Raw genomic sequence first — 20208 nt, forward strand, 5'->3', positions numbered from 1 at the left:
AAGCCATGGCGGGGCCGAAAAAGGCCGAGCTGGCCGTGATTCCGTTCGCTCGGGCATCCACGGTCTGTCCGCCGCTTGACGGTGGTTGAGGGCCTACCGGTCCACCGCTATAAGCCCGGCGCGCCGGGCGCCAACCAGGCCGTCGACTGTCAGGACGGTCGATCTCTCGGGCGGCTTTCGAGCCTGCCCTCCTTCAGCGCGTCGCGCGACCCCTTTCTTCTCCAACGAACCGGACCGGACCATGGCCAACGAGCGCACCTTCTCCATCCTCAAGCCCGACGCGACGCGCCGCAACATCACCGGCGCGGTCAACGCCGTGATCGAGGCCGCCGGCCTGCGCATCGTCGGCCAGCGCCGCATCCGCATGACCCGCGAGCAGGCCGAGAAGTTCTACGAGGTGCACAAGGAGCGCCCATTCTTCGGTGAGCTGGTCGAGTTCATGACCTCGGGCCCCGTGGTCGTGCAGGTGCTCGAGGGCGAGAACGCCGTCGCCAAGTACCGTGAAGTCATGGGCGCCACGAACCCGGCCCAGGCCGCCGACGGCACGATCCGCAAGCAGTTCGCCGAGTCGGTCGGTGAGAACACCGTTCACGGCTCCGACAGCGCGGACAACGCCCGGCTCGAGATCGCGCAGTTCTTCAACGACGCCGACATCGCTGCCTAGAGCCGTCTCCGGCCTGATTGCATCAGGCCGGCGTCTCTCGGTCTTTGTTTGAACGCGCTTTCTTTCGCCGAACCGGCGTCCACTTCGTCGGAAAGCGCTCTAAGACGTGGCCCTCGCCGGCTCCGCATACGGGGCCGGCGAGAAACGCGCTCGCGCTTGCGCGGGGCTGACGTCCGGGGCGCAATCCGGCCGAGTGTGACTCTCCTGCCCTAGCGGCGCGGGGCGGGCGGCCCGAAGAACGGAATCGATCGACGATTTCCCGTCTCTCTCGGATTTTCGCTCCCATGCGCCTCACGTTTTCGCGCACCGGCCGCCTGCTTGTCGCGGCCGGCCTCGTGTCCCTGCTCGCCGCCTGCAACTCCGCCGGCCGCTCGACGCAGTACACCTCGCTCGAAGGCTACGTGCCCGATCCGACGCTGAAGACGGCGACGAAGACCAACCTGACCAGCCGCGTGCGCCACGCCTGCACCGTCACCCAGGCTCGGTTCCAGAAGGTCCCTGAGGACGCGCTCGCGGCGCCGTGCGGCTGCTATGCCGAGCGCACCCTCTCCACCCTCGACAAGGACGAGATCGCCTCCTACCGCACCACCGGCTACTTCAACGACAGCGCCCGCGCCAAGGCGTTGAACGCGCTCGATAGCTGCAAGCTGCCGCGTCCGGTCTGATGCGATGAAGGGGGCGGCGCTGAACGCCGTCCCTAAGAAAGGTGCAGGGGTCGAACCTGCACCTCTGACAAGATCTCGGCCTTTCAGGGCCGGAATCTACAGCTTCTCGGTCGGCGGCTTGGTGTCCTTGTCGTCCGGCTTGGTCTTTTCCGGCTTGGCCGGCTTCGGGCAGATGCCCTGGAGGCTTTGCCACTCGGCCTCGGACAGGATGCCGGGGCCGGCCGGCTTCTCCCCCGCCAGCGACCGGATCCGCGCGGCCCGCTCCGCCGTGACCGGATGGGAGCGCAGGAACGAGGTCGCGTCCGGCTTCTCGTCGTCCGCATCGGTGATGCGCTCCAGGATCGCGGCGAGTGCGGCCGCGTCCCCGCCTGCCCGCTTCACCGCCGCCACCGCGTAGGCGTCCGCCGTCCGCTCCGCATCGCGTGAGTAGCCCGCCGAAATCGCCGCCTGCCCGATCGTCACCAGCACCGTCGAGCCGGTGAGATCGCCGAGCACGAGGCTCAGCAGGAACGAGGTGCCGCCGGCCGTGATCACCGAGCGCATCGGATCGCGGGCGGCGATATGGCCGAACTCGTGCGCGAGGATGCCGGCCAGCTCATCGCCGCTTTTGGCCTTGGCGAGGATGTCGGAGAGCAGGATCACCCGGCCGCCCGGCAGGGCAAGCGCGTTGGCGACCTTGTGTTGGCGCACGCTGACCTGCGGCGTCGTCGGAAGCGCCATGCTCTCGGCAAGCCGCGCCGTCAGCCGATCGAGCACCGCCCGCCCTCCCGGATCGTTGCAGAGCGGCGGGTCGTCGAGCAGGCCGACGATCTGGGCATCGACGCTGCGCCCGAGTTGCGCTTCGATCGCCTGCGGGACCAAGGGGCGAGCAGGTTCGAGGCCGCCGGCACACCGTAGACGGCCGTCAGCAGCACGGAGACGCCTGCCGCAATCGACCAGAGCACGAGGCGGGTGAGGCCGCCTCCGCTCTCGGTCCGGTTCAGGTCGGGACATCGCGCTTTGAGAGCTTCCGCGAACGCGGCGTCGGAGAACTCGATGCTCTCCGATCCCTGCGCGTGATTGATCCGCATGAGGGGCGGGGCGGCGTTGGCGGCGCGCAGGTCGAGCAGGCTCCAGTCGCGGGACACATCCTCGCCGGAGACTTCGAGCTGGAACGTCAGCCTCAGCGTCACCGGCCGGGGCCGGGCGCTGAGGCCGTCGAAGAACGTGCCGGTCGTGGTGATCGCCTCCATCGGCGGGCTAGAACCCGATCTCGAGAGCACCGCCGACATCGAGTGCGTCGGCCAGCCCTTCGTTGAGGCCGCTGGCCGGAGCGCGTGTCGAGGCCAGCACCGCCTCCAGCGCCGGTAGGTTCTCGATCTGCATCGTGGTCGCCACCGCGTGCCACAGGCGCACGGTGATGATGCGGACATAGAGCACGTTCGTGCCGAGGATGGCCCCGAGATAGAGCAGCACGCTCGAGGCGATGACGAAGGCCTGGATGCCCGCATTCTCGCCGTCCGTGGCGATCAGGGGCAGGAGAAGAGCGGCGATGATGCCGAGGACGATGATGAAGCCGATCACCGCCAGCATGTAGACGAGATAGGGGAAGTAGAACTGACGCGCCTTCAGCGAGGAGGCCAGCCTCGCCTCGCCGAGGGAGGCGGCATTGAAGAAGGCACGGGTCTCGCGAGCCCGATAGTAGGGGATCAGCAGCAGCGCCAGCGGGATCGACACGCTGGCGGCGATCCCGACGGCGCTGGCGTAGGACACAAGCGGCGAGTCCTCGTAGGCGGGGTTGAAGATGAACTTGCTGTTCTCACTCGCCGGATCCTGGATCAGCAGATCGCTCGGGATGTCGAATCCGGTCGCCGCTAGCAGCGCCGCGACGCTCAGCAGAATCGGCAGCAGCGCAACGATGTAGAATATCATCCATGGCATCAGGATCGAGCGGCCGGTAGCGGTCGAGCGCATCCGGCTCTGGCCGATCAGCGTGTGGTCGATGCGGTAGCGCTCCAGCGCCGCGCGCATGAAGGGAAAGGCCAGGCCGAGGCTGGCGAAGGTCGCGAGCCACCACAGACTTGCAAGCCCGGCATAAGCGAAGCCCGAGCCGTCCTGGCCGAGGCGGATGCCGCGCCAGCGCGTGCGCGAGGCGCGGTAGCGCCGGCCGCGGAACAGCGCGTATTGCCCAAGCACGAACAGGCCGATGAAGGAGATCGGCGCGGCCAGGGCCGCCAGCACTGGGCTCAGGAGACCGATCACGAACAGGACGATGTAGATCGGCACCAAGATGGCGAGCGCCACGAGGAAGCCGAGGAACAGCTCCTTGCCGTTGCCGAGATACTCGGCCGGGCTGCCGGCGACGACGGTGCGACTCCAGAAGTATCGCCGCAGATTGGTGATGTACCAAAACCGGTAGATCGAGAAGGTGATCAGCGAGAGCAAGAAGCCTTTGACGACGATGCCCGTTAGCCCCGGCGCCTTCCGGTCGAACGCAACCTCCCCCGTCCGCGCCCCAGCCGGGCTCGGCACGCCTGCCAATTGATCCATCGTCGCAGTCCCCCTCGTTGCCGGGAGACTAGAAGCCGCGCTGGTTGCATTGCAACGGCCGAGGGTCGCAATCGCTGCTTTAGGAACGATCGATCAATGGAAAGCCGGTGCACGGAGCGGGCTTCGCCGAGTTTTCATGGTTAATTTCACGTGAAAACCGCGTCGTGACCCTGTCTCAGAGAGGGATCGTCCCGCCGAGGGCAGGCGCCTTCGCTCTGCTCCGGTTCCCCCACCTCGCGGCGACGTCGCGCGCATCATGCCGGTGAATGGGCAGCCCGCTGAACGGACCGCCAAAAGAAAACGCCGGGCCCGATCACGGAGCCCGGCGTTTTCACACGATGTCGCTTCCGGAAGGACGAACCGCCCCTCCAAGAGGCAAGTTGGCGCTTCAGCAGCAGCGGAACCCCGAGCTATTGCCGACGCCGAAGCGAGCGTTCTCGCGGTTGCGGAAAAACTCCCGCTCGGTCATCGGCGCCTGATCGGGATGCGTCTTGGCGATATGGGCGACGTAAGTCCCGTAATCACCCTGACCCACCATCAGCCGCGCGCCGTCGCAAACGCACTTGTTGAAGGCCTGAAGGCGTTCGCGAAAGCTCTGCATCGACGTTGCGGTTCCGGTCATGACGGCCTCACTCCGCCGGGGCGAGACGGGGATCGGCTTCCAGCGCCGTCCAGCGATCGGCACGGTAGGCCTTGACGCAGGCCATGACGCCGAACACCGCGATCGCCACGACGAGGCCGACGAAGAATACGGCCAGAGCCGCGTCGATGCGGTCGTTGAAGACGATCTTGTGCATGTCCGCCATGCTCTTGGCCGGGCCGAGCACCTTGCCTTCCGCGATCGCCGCCGAGAAGCGGTCGGCGTGCGAGAGGAAGCCGATCTTCGGGTCGGGCGAGAAGATCTTCTGCCAGCCGGCGGTCAGGGTGCAGATGCACAGCCAGACGGTCGGGATGATCGTGACGAAGGCATAGCGCTCGCGCTTCATCTTGAAGATCACGACGGTTGCCAGCGTCAGCGCGACGGCGGCCAGCATCTGGTTCGAGATGCCGAACAGCGGCCACAGGGTGTAGATGCCGCCGAGCGGATCGGTGACACCCTGGTAGAGGAAGTAGCCCCAGGCGCTGACGCACAGGGCGGTGGCGACCACGCTCGGCCCCCAGGCCGAGGTGTCCTTGAAGCGCGGCGAGAGCAGGCCGAGCAGATCCTGCAGCATGAAGCGGCCGGCGCGCGTGCCCGCATCCACCGCGGTCAGGATGAACAGGGCCTCGAACAGGATCGCGAAGTGATACCAGAAGGCCATCATCGCCTTGCCGCCGATGGCCGAGGAGATGATGTGCGCCATGCCGACCGCGAGGGTCGGCGCGCCGCCGACGCGCGAGATGATCGAGTGCTCGCCGACATCCTTGGCGGTCTGGGCGATGACGTCCGGACCGATCGGGAAGCCGAGCGCCGTCACCGCGGCGGCGGCGGTTTCCGGCGTGCTGCCGAGCAGGGCGCCCGGAGAGTTCATGGTGAAGTAGATGCCCGGGTCGATCACGCTGGCAGCCACCAGCGCCATGATCGCCACGAAGCTTTCCATCAGCATGCCGCCGTAGCCGATGAAGCGGGTGTCCATCTCGTTGTTGACGAGCTTCGGGGTCGTGCCCGACGAGATCAGCGCGTGGAAGCCCGAGACGGCGCCGCAGGCGATGGTGATGAACAGGAACGGAAACAGCGAGCCCGCCCAGACCGGGCCGGTGCCATCGATGAACTTCGTCGTGGCGGGCATCTGCATGTGCGGGGCGACGACGACGATGCCGAGCGCGAGGCCGATGATGGTGCCGATCTTGAGGAAGGTCGACAGGTAGTCGCGCGGGGCGAGCAGCAGCCACACCGGCAGGATCGCGGCGACGAAGCCGTAGCCGATCAACATCCACGTGAGCTGGGTGCCGGTGAAAGTGAAGGCGGGGCCCCAGGTGGGGTGTTCGTTGATCTGGCCGCCGCCGACGATCGCGGCCATGAGCAGGACGAAGCCGATGATCGACACCTCGCCGATCTTACCCGGCCGGATGTAGCGCGCGTAGAGGCCCATCAGGATCGCGATCGGGATCGTCGCGCCGACGGTGAAGGTGCCCCAGGGGCTCTCGGCCAGTGCCTTCACCACGATCATCGCCAGCACGGCGAGCAGAATGACCATGATCATGAAGGTGCCGAACAGGGCGATCACGCCGGGGATCACCCCGAGCTCGGCCCGGATCAGCTCACCCAGCGAGCGTCCATCGCGGCGCATCGAGATGAACAGGATCATGAAATCCTGCACCGCGCCCGCGAGCACGACGCCGGCGAGGATCCAGAGCATGCCGGGCAGGTAGCCCATCTGAGCCGCGAGCACCGGGCCGACCAACGGTCCGGCACCGGCGATGGCCGCGAAGTGGTGGCCGAACAGGACCGATTTGTTGGTGGGAACGTAGTCGAGGCCGTCGTTGTGTCGGTGGGCCGGGGTCTCGCGCTTCGGATCGAGACGCATCACCTTGTCGGCGATGAAAAGGGAATAGTAGCGATAGGCGATCAGGTAGACGCAGACCGCCGCGACCACGACCCATAGGGCGTTGATCGATTCGCCCCGCTGCGTGGCGACCACCGCCAGCGACGCAGCGCCCAATGCCCCGACCAGGGCCCAGGGCCCATGCTTCTGTATTGCGCCCATCGACGCCTCACTCCGTCATTGGCCGCATTCTTGATGCAGGCGGCCTTTCACCGATCTGTTTGGCGCAATTTTTCCTGCGATACCAGTTGCGGTGAGCACACAGGTGCAGGTTCCCTCGGCACCCGCGGTGACATCTTCCATCCCGCGTTACCCGAACCTTGGGATGAGTGCGCCACGGTGTCATCAACGCCCGTGCGAAGGGCAACCGGGGAAATGGGCGCCCGAGTGGTGCCGACGATTTGGAGCGCGGCTTCGTTCGATCCGAAGCGGATCGGCCGCGTGGAGCGCCTTCGAACGTCTCAGTCGAGGACGATGACGCGGTTGGGAAGTTGGTTGTCGCCGTGGCTGCCCGGCAGCTCCGCCTTCAGCACGGCGCCGACCTGCTCCACTGCCGAGACGAGCCCCTCGCCAAGGGCTCCGCGTCCGGCTGCACCAAGCAGCTCCGAGACGATGGCGCGCCACTGCGCATCCTCCACGCGGGCCCGCACACCCTTGTCGGCAACGATCTCGGCGTAGCGCTCGGCGAGGGCGACGTAGACCAGCACGCCGGTGCGTCCCCGCGTTCCGGTGAGACCGTGTGCGAAGAACTCGCGGCGGGCGGCGGCGTGGGCGCGCTCGCGCTGCCAGCGCCGCGGGGTGAGGGTGATCCGGAGACGCTCGTTCAGGGTCAGCAGCAGCGTAACGAGCACCGTTGCCGCCTGAGCGAGCGCGATCTCGCCCGCACCGAGCTCGGTGAGCAGGATCAGGGGCCAGGGCAGGGCCAGGGCGACCGCAAGGGCCAAGGCGAGGCCGGGGGAGCGATAGAGTCCGGCGCTGGCGGAGACCAGCACTACGATCTCGCCCGACGTTCCGGTCTCTGCCCGCCCGATCGCTGCGGCGATCCGCTCCCGCGCGGCAGGATCGAGGATGCTCACGCTACCAGTCACCGGACGCTCCCCCGCCGCCGAACGAGCCGCCCCCGCCGGAGAATCCTCCACCGCCATCGGAGAAGCCGCCGCTCCAGCCGCCGGACGGCCCCGGGATCACCACGAAGCCGCCACCCCGGCCGCGTCGTCCGCCGCCGTTCATCCGCGTCAGCACGATGACGAGGGCGATGATGACGACGATCCAGAAGATCACCGTGACGGGATCGACCGTGTCTTCCCGCACCGGCGCGCGGCGCTGCCACTCGTCGGCATCGCCGGCGAGGATCGGAAGGATGGCGTCGACCCCCGCCTCCACGCCCCCGGAAAAGTCGCCCTGGCGGAAACGGGGCGTGATCGCCGTCGTGATGATCGTCTTCGACAGCGCATCGGTGAGCGCGCCTTCGAGCCCGTACCCGACCTCGATGCGGACCTTGCGCTCTTTCGGAGCCACCAGCAGCAGAACGCCGTTGTTGGTCTTCTTCTGGCCGATGCCCCAGGCGCGGGCGAGGCGGTTGGCATAATCCTCGACCGTGCGGTCCTGAAGGCTCGGCACGGTGGCGACCACGAGTTGATCGCCCGTCTTGTCCTCGTGGGCCTTGATCTTGCCGTCGATCCGCGCCCGCGTCTCCTGCGAGAGGATGCCGGCCGCATCCACCACCCGGCCCGTGAGCTTGGGGAAGTCGGGCTCGGCCGCTTGGGCGAGACCTATGAGGCTGGCGACAATCAACAGCGCGAGCCACAGCGCCGGCAACGGGCCGAATGCGGGGTGCCGAGCGGTCCGATCGGGGCGCGTCATCACCGGTTGGCAGGGCGAACTAGAACTTCACGTTCGGCGCGCGCTCTGCACCCGGCGTCGAGGTGAAGGTCTCCATCGGCTTCGCCTCCGGGTAGAACCACGAGGCGACCCACCGGCCGGGAATGGTGCGGATCTCGGTGTTGTAGGCCTGGACCGCCTGAATATAGTCGCGCCGCGCCACGGCGATCCGGTTCTCCGTCCCCTCAAGTTGCGACTGGAGGGCGAGGAAGTTCTGGTTGGACTTGAGATCCGGATAGGCCTCGACCGAGGCGAGCAACCGTCCGAGCGCTCCCGAAAGCTGGTTCTGCGCCTCTTGGAACTGCTTGAACTTCTCCGGGTCGCTGACCGTCGAGGCATCGACCTGGATGCTCGTCGCCTTGGCCCTGGCTTCCGTCACCCGCGTCAGGGTCTCCTGCTCCTGCTTGGTATAGCCCTTCACGGTCTCGACGAGGTTCGGAATCAGGTCGGCCCGGCGCTGGTACTGGTTCTGCACCTCGCTCCAGGACGACTTTGCCTGCTCCTCCAGGCTCGGCACCCGGTTGATCGCCCCGCACCCCGCCAAGCAGGTCGCCAGCCAGAGCGCCGCGAGCGCAGAGACGACCCGACCGAGGACGGACGTGCGGGCAGGGACCGCGGGGCTGAGGGAGAGGGACATGACGGGCGATCTCCGGGACGAGCTTGGCGGCAAAGCTTGCGTCGGAGATAGGGAAGGCCGGCCGCTGCGGGAAGGGCCGGGATCCGGGCAATCGTCTCGGCACCTCGACCGGATGCCATTTCCTTCGTCCTTCGAGCGCCCTGGAGCGCGTGACCGGATGGTCGTGGTGGTGGATCGATCAAGGTCCGGCAGGATATGAACGGCATCGGCAGCGTCCGCCTGTCGTGAAAGCGCCATTCCCTCGATGAGCAACGCATCCGGCCCGGCATCCACCCGCCCTCGCATCACCATCACCTACTGCACTCAGTGCCAGTGGCTCCTGCGTGCGGCGTGGATGGCGCAGGAGCTTCTCTCCACCTTCCGCGACGATCTCGGCGAGGTCGCCCTGCGGCCCGGTACGGGCGGGGTGTTCGTGATCGAGTTGGATGCGGAGGTCATCTGGGAGCGGGTGCGCGATGGCGGCTTTCCCGATGTGAAGGTGCTCAAGCAACGGGTCCGGGACCGGCTCGATCCGGGGCGGGATCTCGGGCATGTCGATCGGGCCGGGCGGGAGGGCTGAGGCGGGGCAGTTGGCACGTATACCCGCGCTGGGGCATGATGCGCGGGCGCCATCCTCAAACCCTTCAGCGCAACGCCGCGGGACGCCTTGATCCGACGCATGCTCTCCCGGCTCGGCCAGCGTGGCTTCTCCACGCAGTTCTACCTGATCATGCTCGTGATCGCGCTGATCGGCCCCGGCCTGATCTTCACCGCGATCCTGCTGACCCGCTACGCCGCCACCGAACGCGCCCGCTTCGAGCAGGATGCACGAGAGAACGTGCGTGGGGTCGCGCTCTCGATCGACCGCGACACCGCCGGGCTCGTCTCGGTGCTGCAGACGCTCGCCACCTCGCCGCGGCTCAAGGACAGCGAGTTCGCGATTTTCGAGAATCAGGCGCGCCTCGTGCGCGAGGCGGTCGGCCTCGATCTCGTTCTGCGCCGGCCGGACGGCCAGCAGATCGTCAACACCGCCCTGAAGCCGGGCGCCCCCCTGCCGGTGACGACCCTGCCGATCGACCGCGAACTCATCGAGAGCGGGCAGCGCTCCATGGTCACCGGCTATCTCGCCGGGGCCATGCCGGATCAAGCGCATTACGCCGTCGCGGTGCCGGTGCGGATCGAGGAGACGCCTGCCTTCATCCTCAGCTTCTCGGTGCCCCTGAGCCGCATCGCCGGCATCCTCGCCCGCGAGCAGATCCGGGGTTGGGTCACGGGGGTCTCGGATCGCGACAGCGTCGTGCTCGCGCGCCTGCCGGAAATACCCGGTGTGGTCGGGAATCCCCGGCTCGCGACCCTGCGCCAGACGGCGACGGGCACCCCCGGCGTCTGGGAGGGGCGCGACCGCGACTTCAAGCCTGTCACCGTGGTCGAGGCGCGCTCACGGCTCAATGGCTGGACCGTGGGGGCGAGCATCCCGCGCGAACTGGTCGAGGCGCGGCTGCGGCGCTGGATCTGGGCCTTCGGCGGCTTCGGCCTTCTCGTGCTCGCCACCTCCTCGGTGCTCGCCGTCCATCTGTGGTCGCGGGTCTCGAAGCCCCTGCGCCAACTCGCGGCGACGGGGCCGGCCCTCGCGCGGGGGCAGGCGATCCCGCGGATCGCCTCGCCGATCCACGAGATCCGCCGCCTTGCCGACGTGCTCTCGGAAGCCTCGCTGCGGCTGCGCACCCGCAGCGAGGAGCGCGACCGGGCACTCGCCGAGACCCAGCGCGGCCTCGCGGCTTTGCGCGAGAGCGAGGCACGCTTCCGCCACATGGCCGATTCGGCCCCGGCACTGATCTGGATGACCGACGAGACCGCAGAGGTGGTCTTCGCCAATATGCATTTCGACCACTTGTTCGGCCGTCCGGCGGCGGAGATGGCCGGCGGCGGCTGGGAGTCGATCGTGCATCCGCCGGACCTGCCGGCTTTCCAGGCGACGTTCCAAGAGGCGTTCGAGCACCGGCATCCGTTCCGGGCCGAGATGCGGGTCGTCGATCGCAACGGGGAGATCCGCTGGCTGCGCTGCGAGGGCGTGCCGCGCCTCGACGATCACGGCACCTTCCTCGGCTTCACCGGGTGCAGCGTCGATGTCACCGACGCCAAACGGGCCGAGGAGCATCTGCGCCTGCTCATCAACGAGCTGAACCACCGGGTGAAGAATACCCTGGCCACCGTCCAATCGATCGCCATGCAGTCCCTGCGCGGGCTCGACGGCGAAGAGGCGCTCGCGGCCCGCGCCGCCTTCGAGGCGCGGCTGCTGGCGCTCGCCCGCGCCCACGACGTGCTGACCCGCGAGAGCTGGGAGGGCGCCGAGCTGAAGACCGTGGTGGGCGATGCGATCCGCCCGCTGGAGGCGGGGGACGGGCAGGAATCGCGCTTCGTCGTATCGGGCCCGCGCCTGCGGCTCGCGCCGCGGCTGGCATTGTCCATCGCCATGGCCCTGCACGAACTCGGCACCAACGCCGTCAAGTACGGGGCTTTGTCCAAGGAGGGCGGGCGGGTGACGATCACCTGGACCGTGCAGCGCCGGCCCGAACTCTCGCTATCCCTGCGCTGGACCGAGAGCGGCGGCCCGCCGGTCTCGCCTCCGACCCGCCGTGGCTTCGGCTCGCGCCTGATCGAGCGCAGCCTCGCCCGTGAACTCGCGGGCAAGGTCGAGCTGCTCTACGAGCCGGACGGCGTCGTCTGCACCATCGACGCGCCGGTGCCGCCGCCGGGTTTGCTGGAGCGCAAGGGCGGCACGCAACTCGCTGCAACGAAGCCGCTGCCGCTGGCGGGGTAAGGGTCGTTCTCCGGGCGCCCGTGCCGGGCACCTACTGAAACGTCATTGGGTCCGGCCCGATTCGTCCGTCGGCCCGGTCGAGACCGGCGATGGCCGTGTGGTCCTCTTGCGTGAGCGAGAAGCCGAACACGTCGATGTTCTCGTGCATCCGGGCGGGCGTGGCGGATTTCGGGATCGCGACGAAGCCGTTCTCGATGTGCCAGCGCAGCACCACCTGGGCCGGGCTGCGCCCGAGCCGGTCGGCGATCCGGGTGATGGCGGGTTCATCCAGCACCTGCGCCTGGCCTAGGGGGCTCCAGGCTTCCGTGACGATGCCGAGCCGGACATGGGCCGCGCGCAAGCTGCGCTGCTGGAACCGCGGATGCAGCTCGATCTGGTTGAGGGCGGGGGTGACGCCGGTCTCGTTCACGAGCCGTTCGAGCTGATCCTCGGTGAAGTTCGAGACACCGATCGAGGCGGCGCGGCCCTCCTCCTGCAAACGGATCAGTGCGCGCCAGCTGTCGAGATAGAGTCCACGGTCGGGGCAGGGCCAGTGGATCAGGTAGAGATCGACATGGTCCAGGCCCAGCCGGGCGAGGCTGTCGTCGAAGGCGTGCCGGGTCGCATCGTAGCCCTGGGCGTCGTTCCAGAGTTTCGTCGTCACGAACACCTCGGCCCGGGACACGATCGTCTCCCGCAGGCCGCGCCCGACGCCGCCCTCGTTGCCGTAGGCCGCGGCGGTGTCGATCGAGCGATAGCCGCTGCCGAGCGCGGTGCCGACGAGGGCAGGCGTCTCCGCCTCTTGCAGACGCCAGACGCCAAAGCCCAGCTGGGGGATGGACCGCCCGTCGTTGAGAGCGATCTGCGGCACGGGATCGGGGGCTGTCATGGCGTTTTTATTCTCATGCGCTGCCCAAGCGACAGGCGGGGACAGGGCACGGAGAATCGGCACGATCATGCCTGCCGTACAGGCGTCCTTCTGGGGGGCAGGGCTGCGCGCGCGTCAGGGCCCGGCGCGCGTCCGATCCTCGGCGGCCTCGCGATCGGGCATCCTGACGAGGTGCAGATAGGTCGGATCGAAGTCGCAGAACGCCTGCAGGCGCTTGACGTCCGGGACGTGCAGCCGGCGCTCCTTCAATTGGATCAGCCCGGCAAGGCGCAGATCGCGCAGGATGCGGCTGACATGGATCGTCGTAATCCCAAGGATGTCGGCGAGCATCGGCTGGGTCAGAGGCAACGGGCAGTCGCGCTCCCCGGCCGTCCCGACGAGCTGCTGCCGCAGCAGCAATTCGCAGAACAGGTGGGCGATGCGCTTGTCGGCGGAGCGCTGGCCCATGCTGGCGAGCCATTCCCGCAGGATGCTCTCATCGACCAGGGTCGCCCACCACAGCGCCCGGGCGAGACGCGAATCGCGGAAAACCAGGTCATCGACCCGGTCCTGCGGGATGTCGGCGACGGTGCAGGCGGTCAGCGCGGCGATGTAGTGGTCGGACGGGCCGAGCACGATCGATTGCAGATCGCAGAAATCACCCGGCAGGAGCAGGCCGAGGATCTGGCGTTGCCCGTCATCGATGAGTTTGTAGCGGAAGGCGTAGCCTTCGAGGACGAGGTGGACACCCGCCGCCCGGTCGCCGGCCCGCACGATATCCTGCTGCGGCTCCAGGCTGCGGCTGGAGCGGGACAGGTCGGCCAAAAGGGCCCGATCTCCGGCGTCGAGATCCGCGCCGTAGCGAAGCCGAAGGATCAGAGGGTTCGTGCGCGTGAGCGTCACAGTCGCGTCCATGGACGCTCAACGCGGATCGCGCCGTTCCGTGCCATGAAAACGCACGGAGTTTTGCGAGAAACCGCCCCTGCGGACCGATGTTCCCGCAAGGGTGTCGGGCGTCGGACCCAATCCGGTCGATTCCCTTGGGAAGGCGGATGTGGGGTTCACTCGAGGGCCGCGGGGCTGGCCGACACGATGGCCCTTTTCGTCCGGGGCCGGGCGAAAACTGTGTCCGTCGTGTCTCAGGCGGCCTTCCAACGGCGGGCGGTGTGGTTGCCGAAGGCGCGGGCGTAGAGGTTGCAGTAGTTCAGCGCCGCCCCATCCCAGCCGAAGGAGCGGGACATGGCGCTGCGCCGCATGGTGTTGAGACGCTTCTTCTGGCCGAAGGTCTCGAAGGCGCGGCGGATCGCCGAGGTCAGCCCCTTCGGCGAGGCCTCCCCGAAGGTGAAGCCGGTGACCCCATCCTCGACCGTGTCGTTGAGGCCGCCGGTGCGGCGCACGATCGGCAGGGAGCCGAAGCGCTGGGCGTACATCTGCGCCAGCCCGCAGGGTTCGAAGCGCGAGGGCATCAGCAGGAAGTCGCTGCCGGCGAAGATGCGGCGCGCCTCGGTTTCGCGGAAGCCGACATGGACGCCGACATTCTCGGGATGGCGCACGGCGAGATCGCGCAGGGCCTCCTCGAACCGGCCCTCGCCCTGGCCGATCACCACGAGCTGACCGCCCTCGGCGACGATCGACTCGGCGGCGCTGATGCTGAGGTCGATGCCCTTCTGGTGCACGAGGCGCGAGACGATGGCGAAGAGCGGCCCGCGGGAGACCGCCATGCCGAACTGCTTGCGCACCTCGTCGGCATTGGCCCGCTTGCCCTTCCAGTCGTCGGGCTCGAAGCGGGTGGCGAGGTGCGGGTCCGTGCGCGGATCCCAGCTCTCGTCGATGCCGTTGAGAATGCCGGTCAGGCGGCCCTGCGCGGCGCGGGTGCGGAGCAAGCCGTCGAGGCCACAGCCGCCCTCGGGCGTGGTGATCTCGCGGGCATAGGTCTCGCTCACCGTGGTGACGTGCGAGGCGTGATAGATGCCGGCTTTGAGGAAGGAGAGCTGCCCATAGAACTCCACGCCATCCATCTGGAAGGCGTGGTCCGGCACGCCGACCCGGCCGAGATTGTCGCGGTGGAACAGGCCCTGATAGGCGAGATTGTGGATCGTCAGCACGCTCGGGCGGCGGATGCCGAGCCAGGACAGGTAGGCCGGGGCCAGCGCGGTCTGCCAATCGTTGAGGTGCAGCAGGTCGGCCGACCAGAACGGGTCGATGCCCCCGGCCAGTTCCGCCGCCGCCCGGCTGAGGCGGGCAAACCGCAGGTCGTTGTCGCCGAAATCGCCGCGCTCGTCGCCGTAGGGCGTGCCGTCGCGCTCGTACAGATCTGGGGCGACCAGCACGTAGACACCGAGGCCGTCCGGCGTGGTGCCGAAGCCGAGTTCGCAGCCCGGAACGCTGGCGAAGCTGCCGAACCGAGCGATCATCGTCAGGTTGTCGAGCCCGGCGAGCACTTGCGCGTAGCCGGGAATGAGGACGCGGACGTCGTAGTGGCGGCGCAGGGAGCGGGGCAGGGCACCCGCGACCTCACCGAGGCCGCCGGTCTTCACGAAGTCCGCCATTTCGGGGGTGGCGTAGAGAATGCGGGGTAGGAGAGCGTTGCCGAGTCTCGGCTGGGGCTCGAAGGCGGAGGTCGGTAGCAGCGGATCGGCGACCGGGAGCCCACCGAGATCCACGTAAGCCATCGACTCGCCCCTACGCCACCCGCGCGGCCGGTGAAGGGCGGGAACCGCCGCTGCTACGCTCGGCATTGAAATGCTCCGGAAGGCAATCCGTTCCGTTGCATCGCACAATTCAGGCCATGTTCAGACCAATATTTTTGAGTGGACGCCTGCGCTTCCATCATGGGTTGTCCGCGCTGGGCGAATGGCGAAAGCGGTCTGCGCATCATTCCCGGTTATGAGCGGGTCGAATGCGCAGGGTGCAGCGCGGCAACGGACTGTCCTATCGGCTTGCCGGTTTGAGGATGACGCCTTCGTTCGGTGCGAGGCGGACCTTACCGTCGGCCCTGTCGCCCGCCCGTCCCGGAAGGGTCGAGAGCAGGATCGTCCAGCCCCTATCCTCCAACGGAATCGTCCATTCCGAGCTACCGAAATTGAGCAGGATGCGTAAAACCTCGCCATCCAGAACCCGCTCGAAGGCGAAGACTTCGGCCGAGTGATCCGGCGATAGCGGGAGGCCGCGCCAATCGCCGATCGACAGGGCCGGATGGTCGCGGCGCAGGGACAGGAGGCGGCGGTAGAGAGTCAGGATCGAGCGGGAATCGTCGCGCATCTCGTCGACGTTGCGCCGCTCCGCGTCCGCGCTGAGCGGCAGCCACGGCGTACCGGTGGTGAAGCCCGCATTCGGAGCCTCCTCCCACTGCATCGGCGTGCGCTCGGGGTCGCGGCCATGTCCGGGCTCGTTGCGCCCCCACGGGTCCTGTGCCTGCTCGGGCGGCACCGGAACATGGGCGAGGCCGATCTCGTCGCCGTAATAGAGCGTCGGCGTGCCGCGCAGCGTCAGCAGCAGCATCGCTGCGACGCGAGCCTGCGCCTCGCCGACGCGGGCGGCGATGCGGGGCTGATCGTGGTTGCCGAGCACCCAGTTCGGCCAGCCACCCTCGGGTAGGGCGGCTTCGTATTCGGCCACTAGAGCCGCCACCGCGTCGGCGCGCCACGGCGTCTGGATGAGCTGGAAGTTGAACGGCAGGTCGGCCCCGGTCAGGCCGGGCCCGTAATAGGCCACCAGCCGCTCGATCGGCAGATAGATCTCGCCGATCAGCACCCGCTCGCCGTACTCGCGCAGGACCGCGCGCATTCCGGCGATGACGTCGAGCACCTCCGGCCGGTCGCAGGAATAGACCTGCTGGAAGCGGTTGATCCCGGCCTGATGCGGCTGAAAACCGGGGTTGTGCGGGTTATCGCGAAATCCCTTGTCCTTGATCAGGTGCCAGATCACATCGACGCGGAAGCCGTCGACGCCGCGCGCCAGCCAGAAACGCAGGGCGTCGTGCATCGCCGCCCGCACCTCGGGGTTGCGCCAATTCAGGTCCGGCTGCTCGGGCAGGAAGGCGTGATAGTAGTACTGGCCGGTGGCCGGATCACGGGTCCAGGCCGGGCCGCCGAAATTCGAGAGCCAGTTGTTGGGCGGTCCGCCGTCAGGGGCCGGATCGCGCCAGATGTACCAGTCGCGCTTGCGTGACGCGCGGCTCGCCCGGCTCTCGGTGAACCACGGATGCGCGATCGAGCTGTGGTTGGGAACGAAGTCGAGGATCACCCTGAGCTTGCGCCGATGCGCCTCGGCGATCAGCGCGTCGAAATCCTCCAGCGTGCCGAACAGCGGATCGACCGCGCAATAATCGGCCACGTCGTAGCCGAAATCGGCCATCGGCGAGCGGTAGAACGGCGAGATCCAAACCGCATCGACGCCGAGCCATGCGAGGTAGTCCAGCCGTGCCGTGATCCCCCGAAGGTCGCCGACGCCATCGCCGTCCGTGTCCTGGAACGAGCGGGGATAGATCTGATAGACTGTCCCGCTCTTCCACCACGCCGCTTCGGAGCCGTTCGCCCCAGATACCGGACCGCCCATCGGACCTCCCTCGATGTTGCCATCGACGCCGTGCGCATCGCTCCAGGGTGGGGTAGGGCCGTTCAGCAAGCCTTCAAGCGGCCGGTGTCATCTCTCGTGCGAGGCGCCGGCCGATGTGCTCGCGATGTGTCTACAGTGACACAGTCCTGCGGGCACACGACTTGCGAATGATGTGTTTGCGCGCATGTGTCTCGACAAGTCCGCCGGCCGGCAACACCATGGTGGGGCAGGGCGACAGACCACGTCGCGGATCATCGTGCCGCCGCATGAAGCGGCTACACTCCGCGTCCGACCGACATCCTCGGCTGTAACGAAGGGGGATACCCAGGTGCTGAACGAAGCTCTGTCCGTTCTCGTCAGGAACGGCGAAGCGGACACTTCCGCTTCATCGGCGAAGACGGCGAAGGCCGCCGCCACCTATGTTAAGCCCCTTCACGTTGCCGGTGGTGATGCGGTGGTGGAGTTGCGCGAGGCCATCCGCTCCAAGCTCCTTTACGTGCTCGGCAAGACGCCCGAGGCCGCCCGCGAGCGCGACTGGTTCGCCGCGACGGCGCTGGCCCTGCGCGATCGGATCGTCGACGCCTGCTACGGTGCGCAGGCTGCCACCGTGCCGGAAAAGCGGGTCTATTATCTCTCGCTCGAATTCCTAATCGGTCGGCTGCTGTCGGACGCCATGAACAATCTCGGCCTCGTCGAGACCACCAAGGCCGCTTTGCGCGACCTCGGCGTCGATCTCGCCGGCGTCGAGGGGCCGAGCCCGACGCGGCGCTCGGCAATGGCGGTCTCGGCCGGCTCGCCGCCTGTTTCATGGAGAGCATGGCGAGCCTGTCGATCCCCGCGACCGGCTACGGCATCCGCTACGACCACGGCCTCTTCCGCCAGTCGCTGGAAGACGGATGGCAGCGTGAGGCGCCGGAGACCTGGCTCTCGGAAGGCAATCCGTGGGAGTTCCCGCGGCCGGAGGCGACCTACAAGGTCGGCTTCGGCGGCCACGTCACCATGACGAGCCAGGGCGACCACCACATCCGCCGCCACTGGCACCCGGCCGAGACCGTGAACGCCGTGGCCCACGACGTGCCGATCGTCGGCTGGCGGGGCAAACACGTCAACGTCCTGCGCCTGTGGAAGGCGGAGGCCGACGCGCCGGTCGAACTCGCGCGCTTCAATGCCGGCGACCATGTCGGCGCCGTGGCCGGCCGGGCCCGGGCCGAGGCGATCTCGCGGGTGCTCTACCCGAGCGATTCCTCCGCCGAGGGCCAGGAACTGCGCCTGCGCCAGGAATTCTTCTTCACCTCCGCCTCGCTGCAGGATCTCGTGCGCCGGCACGTGGCGGAGCGCGGCTCCCTGCGCTCCCTGCCCGACCACGCCGCCATCCAGCTCAACGATACCCACCCGGCCATCGCCGTGCCGGAGCTGATGCGCATCCTGATGGAGGATCACGACCTCCCCTGGGAGGATGCGTGGCAGATCACCTCCAACACCCTGCACTACACCAACCACACCCTGCTGCCCGAGGCGCTGGAGACCTGGCCGGTGGAGCTGATGGAGCGGCTGCTGCCGCGCCACATGCAAATCATCTACCTGATCAACTGGCTGCACCTTGAGGAGCAGAGCAAGAACGTTCGGGGTGGGACGTTCGACATCTCCGCCGTCTCGCTGATCGACGAGTCGAACGGTCGGCGCGTCCGCATGGGACCGCTGGCCTTCCACGGCTCACGCCGGGTCAACGGCGTCTCGGCGCTCCACAGCGAGCTCTTGAAATCGACGGTGTTCAAGGATCTCCACACGATCGAGCCGGAGAAGATCCTCAACAAGACCAACGGCGTCACCTTCCGCCGCTGGCTGCACAACGCCAACCCCGAACTGACGGCGCTGGCCGTCGAGGCGGCGGGCGAGGGCGTGCTCGATGATCCGACCCAGCTCGAAAAGCTGGTGCCGTTCGCCGACGATCCGGAGTTCCGCCAGCGCTACGCGGCGATGCGGACAATCCGCAAGCAGCGCCTCGCCCAGGTCATCGCCGAGCGCACCGGCATCACCGTCGATCCGTCGGCGCTGTTCGACGTGCAGATCAAGCGCATCCACGAGTACAAGCGCCAGCTCCTCAACCTGATCGAGACGGTGGCGCTCTACCAAGCGATCAAGAAGGCTCCCAACGAGGACTGGACGCCGCGGGTCAAGATCTTCGCCGGCAAGGCGGCGCCGAGCTACGTCCAGGCCAAGCTCATCATCAAGCTGGCCGGCGACATCGCCAAGGTCGTCAACGCCGATCCCGAGATCGGTGACCGGCTGAAGGTGGTGTTCCTCCCGAACTACTCGGTGAGTCTGGCCGAGGTGATCATCCCGGCCGCCGACCTCTCCGAGCAGATCTCGACCGCCGGCATGGAAGCCTCGGGCACGGGCAACATGAAGCTCGCACTCAACGGTGCGCTCACCGTCGGCACGCTCGACGGCGCCAATATCGAGATCAAGGATCATGTCGGCGGGGAGAACATCTTCATCTTCGGCCTCGACGCCGAAGGGGTGCTCGCCCGCGTGAAGGAGCCGGGCTACGCCGCCAAGGCGATCGCGGCCTCGCCGCGGCTGGCCGCGGCGCTCGACGCCATCGCCGACGGCACGTTCTCGCCGGACGATCCGGCCCGCTTCGCGTCGCTCGTGGATGAGCTGCGCCACGGCGACCGCTACCTGACCACGGTCGATTTCGAGGATTACTGGCGCGTCCAGCGCGAGATCGACGCGGCCTGGAAGCGCCCCGCCCAGTGGTGGCGAACGGCGATCCTCAACACCGCCCGCATGGCGTGGTTCTCCTCCGACCGCTCGATGCGGGAATACGCCGAGGAAATCTGGCGGGTGAAGGTGGCCTGACCGTCCGACTCTGATGAAGACAGAAGGGCGAGAGGCGCGGATACGCCTCTCGCCCTTCGTATTTCGAGTGTGTCGTCGGTTGTCCCGCAGGGAGTCCGACCTACACATCGACATCCGTGAGCACTGACATGGCAGCGGGTTCACCCCGCGCCGACCGCGTCCCAAAATGCAAACTCTAGTTGAAACGACGCGCCGTCGATCCTAGCGTGAGGGCCGTTCAAGGGGGACCGGGGCTCGACGT

Annotated in this window: 14 protein-coding genes and 2 pseudogenes; 5 read left to right on the plus strand and 11 right to left on the minus strand. The window is 67.8% G+C overall.

Annotation, left to right across the window (positions count from 1 at the left end):
- Positions 1-241: 241 nt before the first annotated feature.
- On the plus strand, positions 242-664 hold the full coding sequence (gene ndk / locus MSPGM_RS10175; RefSeq protein ID WP_003598598.1) for a nucleoside-diphosphate kinase: 423 nt from the start codon (positions 242-244) through the stop codon (positions 662-664).
- A gap of 284 nt (positions 665-948) precedes the next feature.
- Positions 949-1329: a hypothetical protein gene (locus MSPGM_RS10180; RefSeq protein ID WP_261926361.1), complete on the plus strand. Its 381-nt coding sequence runs from the start codon at positions 949-951 to the stop codon at positions 1327-1329.
- 96 nt (positions 1330-1425) lie between these two features.
- Here MSPGM_RS10180 and MSPGM_RS10185 read toward each other — a convergent pair.
- The 7 genes and pseudogenes from MSPGM_RS10185 to MSPGM_RS10215 all read right to left on the minus strand — a co-directional run bounded on the left by MSPGM_RS10185 (position 1426) and on the right by MSPGM_RS10215 (position 8901).
- Positions 1426-2561, minus strand: a pseudogene (locus MSPGM_RS10185) (M48 family metallopeptidase).
- Positions 2562-2568: 7 nt separating this feature from the next.
- Positions 2569-3858 (minus strand): YjgN family protein, encoded by a 1290-nt coding sequence (locus MSPGM_RS10190; protein WP_003598604.1) that lies wholly within the window; start codon positions 3856-3858, stop codon positions 2569-2571.
- Between the two features lie 388 nt (positions 3859-4246).
- The gene (locus MSPGM_RS10195; RefSeq protein WP_003598605.1) at positions 4247-4480 is read right to left on the minus strand and encodes a YbdD/YjiX family protein; all 234 of its coding nucleotides are present in this window, start codon (positions 4478-4480) and stop codon (positions 4247-4249) included.
- 7 nt (positions 4481-4487) lie between these two features.
- Complete coding sequence (locus MSPGM_RS10200; protein WP_003598607.1) at positions 4488-6545, minus strand: carbon starvation CstA family protein; 2058 nt, start codon at positions 6543-6545, stop codon at positions 4488-4490.
- Between the two features lie 299 nt (positions 6546-6844).
- Positions 6845-7471, minus strand: coding sequence for a TPM domain-containing protein (locus tag MSPGM_RS10205; RefSeq protein WP_003598609.1), 627 nt, complete (start codon positions 7469-7471; stop codon positions 6845-6847).
- Positions 7461-8246, minus strand: a complete 786-nt coding sequence (locus MSPGM_RS10210) for a TPM domain-containing protein (protein WP_012752728.1) — start codon at positions 8244-8246, stop codon at positions 7461-7463. The genes MSPGM_RS10205 and MSPGM_RS10210 overlap by 11 nt, the downstream gene beginning before the upstream one ends.
- Positions 8247-8265: 19 nt before the next feature.
- The gene (locus MSPGM_RS10215) at positions 8266-8901 is read right to left on the minus strand and encodes a LemA family protein (RefSeq protein WP_003598611.1); all 636 of its coding nucleotides are present in this window, start codon (positions 8899-8901) and stop codon (positions 8266-8268) included.
- 244 nt (positions 8902-9145) lie between these two features.
- Between MSPGM_RS10215 and MSPGM_RS10220 the strand changes: the two genes are divergently transcribed.
- Positions 9146-9460 (plus strand): SelT/SelW/SelH family protein, encoded by a 315-nt coding sequence (locus MSPGM_RS10220; RefSeq protein ID WP_003598612.1) that lies wholly within the window; start codon positions 9146-9148, stop codon positions 9458-9460.
- Positions 9461-9559: 99 nt separating this feature from the next.
- Positions 9560-11701: a sensor histidine kinase gene (locus MSPGM_RS10225; protein WP_003598613.1), complete on the plus strand. Its 2142-nt coding sequence runs from the start codon at positions 9560-9562 to the stop codon at positions 11699-11701.
- 31 nt (positions 11702-11732) lie between these two features.
- Here the strand turns inward: MSPGM_RS10225 and MSPGM_RS10230 are convergent, their stop codons facing one another.
- The 4 genes from MSPGM_RS10230 to MSPGM_RS10245 all read right to left on the minus strand — a co-directional run bounded on the left by MSPGM_RS10230 (position 11733) and on the right by MSPGM_RS10245 (position 17105).
- On the minus strand, positions 11733-12569 hold the full coding sequence (locus MSPGM_RS10230; protein ID WP_003598614.1) for an aldo/keto reductase: 837 nt from the start codon (positions 12567-12569) through the stop codon (positions 11733-11735).
- A gap of 114 nt (positions 12570-12683) precedes the next feature.
- Positions 12684-13463, minus strand: coding sequence for a Crp/Fnr family transcriptional regulator (locus MSPGM_RS10235; RefSeq protein WP_003598615.1), 780 nt, complete (start codon positions 13461-13463; stop codon positions 12684-12686).
- A gap of 224 nt (positions 13464-13687) precedes the next feature.
- On the minus strand, positions 13688-15220 hold the full coding sequence (gene glgA, locus MSPGM_RS10240; protein WP_012752729.1) for a glycogen synthase GlgA: 1533 nt from the start codon (positions 15218-15220) through the stop codon (positions 13688-13690).
- Positions 15221-15479: 259 nt separating this feature from the next.
- Positions 15480-17105, minus strand: coding sequence for an alpha-amylase family glycosyl hydrolase (locus MSPGM_RS10245; protein WP_003598617.1), 1626 nt, complete (start codon positions 17103-17105; stop codon positions 15480-15482).
- Between the two features lie 328 nt (positions 17106-17433).
- Here MSPGM_RS10245 and MSPGM_RS10250 point away from each other — a divergent pair.
- Positions 17434-19967: pseudogene (locus tag MSPGM_RS10250) on the plus strand (glycogen/starch/alpha-glucan phosphorylase).
- Positions 19968-20208 lie beyond the last annotated feature (241 nt).

The sequence above is a fragment of the Methylorubrum sp. GM97 genome, from assembly GCF_024347855.1.
GTDB classification, from domain to species: Bacteria; Pseudomonadota; Alphaproteobacteria; order Rhizobiales; family Beijerinckiaceae; genus Methylobacterium; species Methylobacterium extorquens.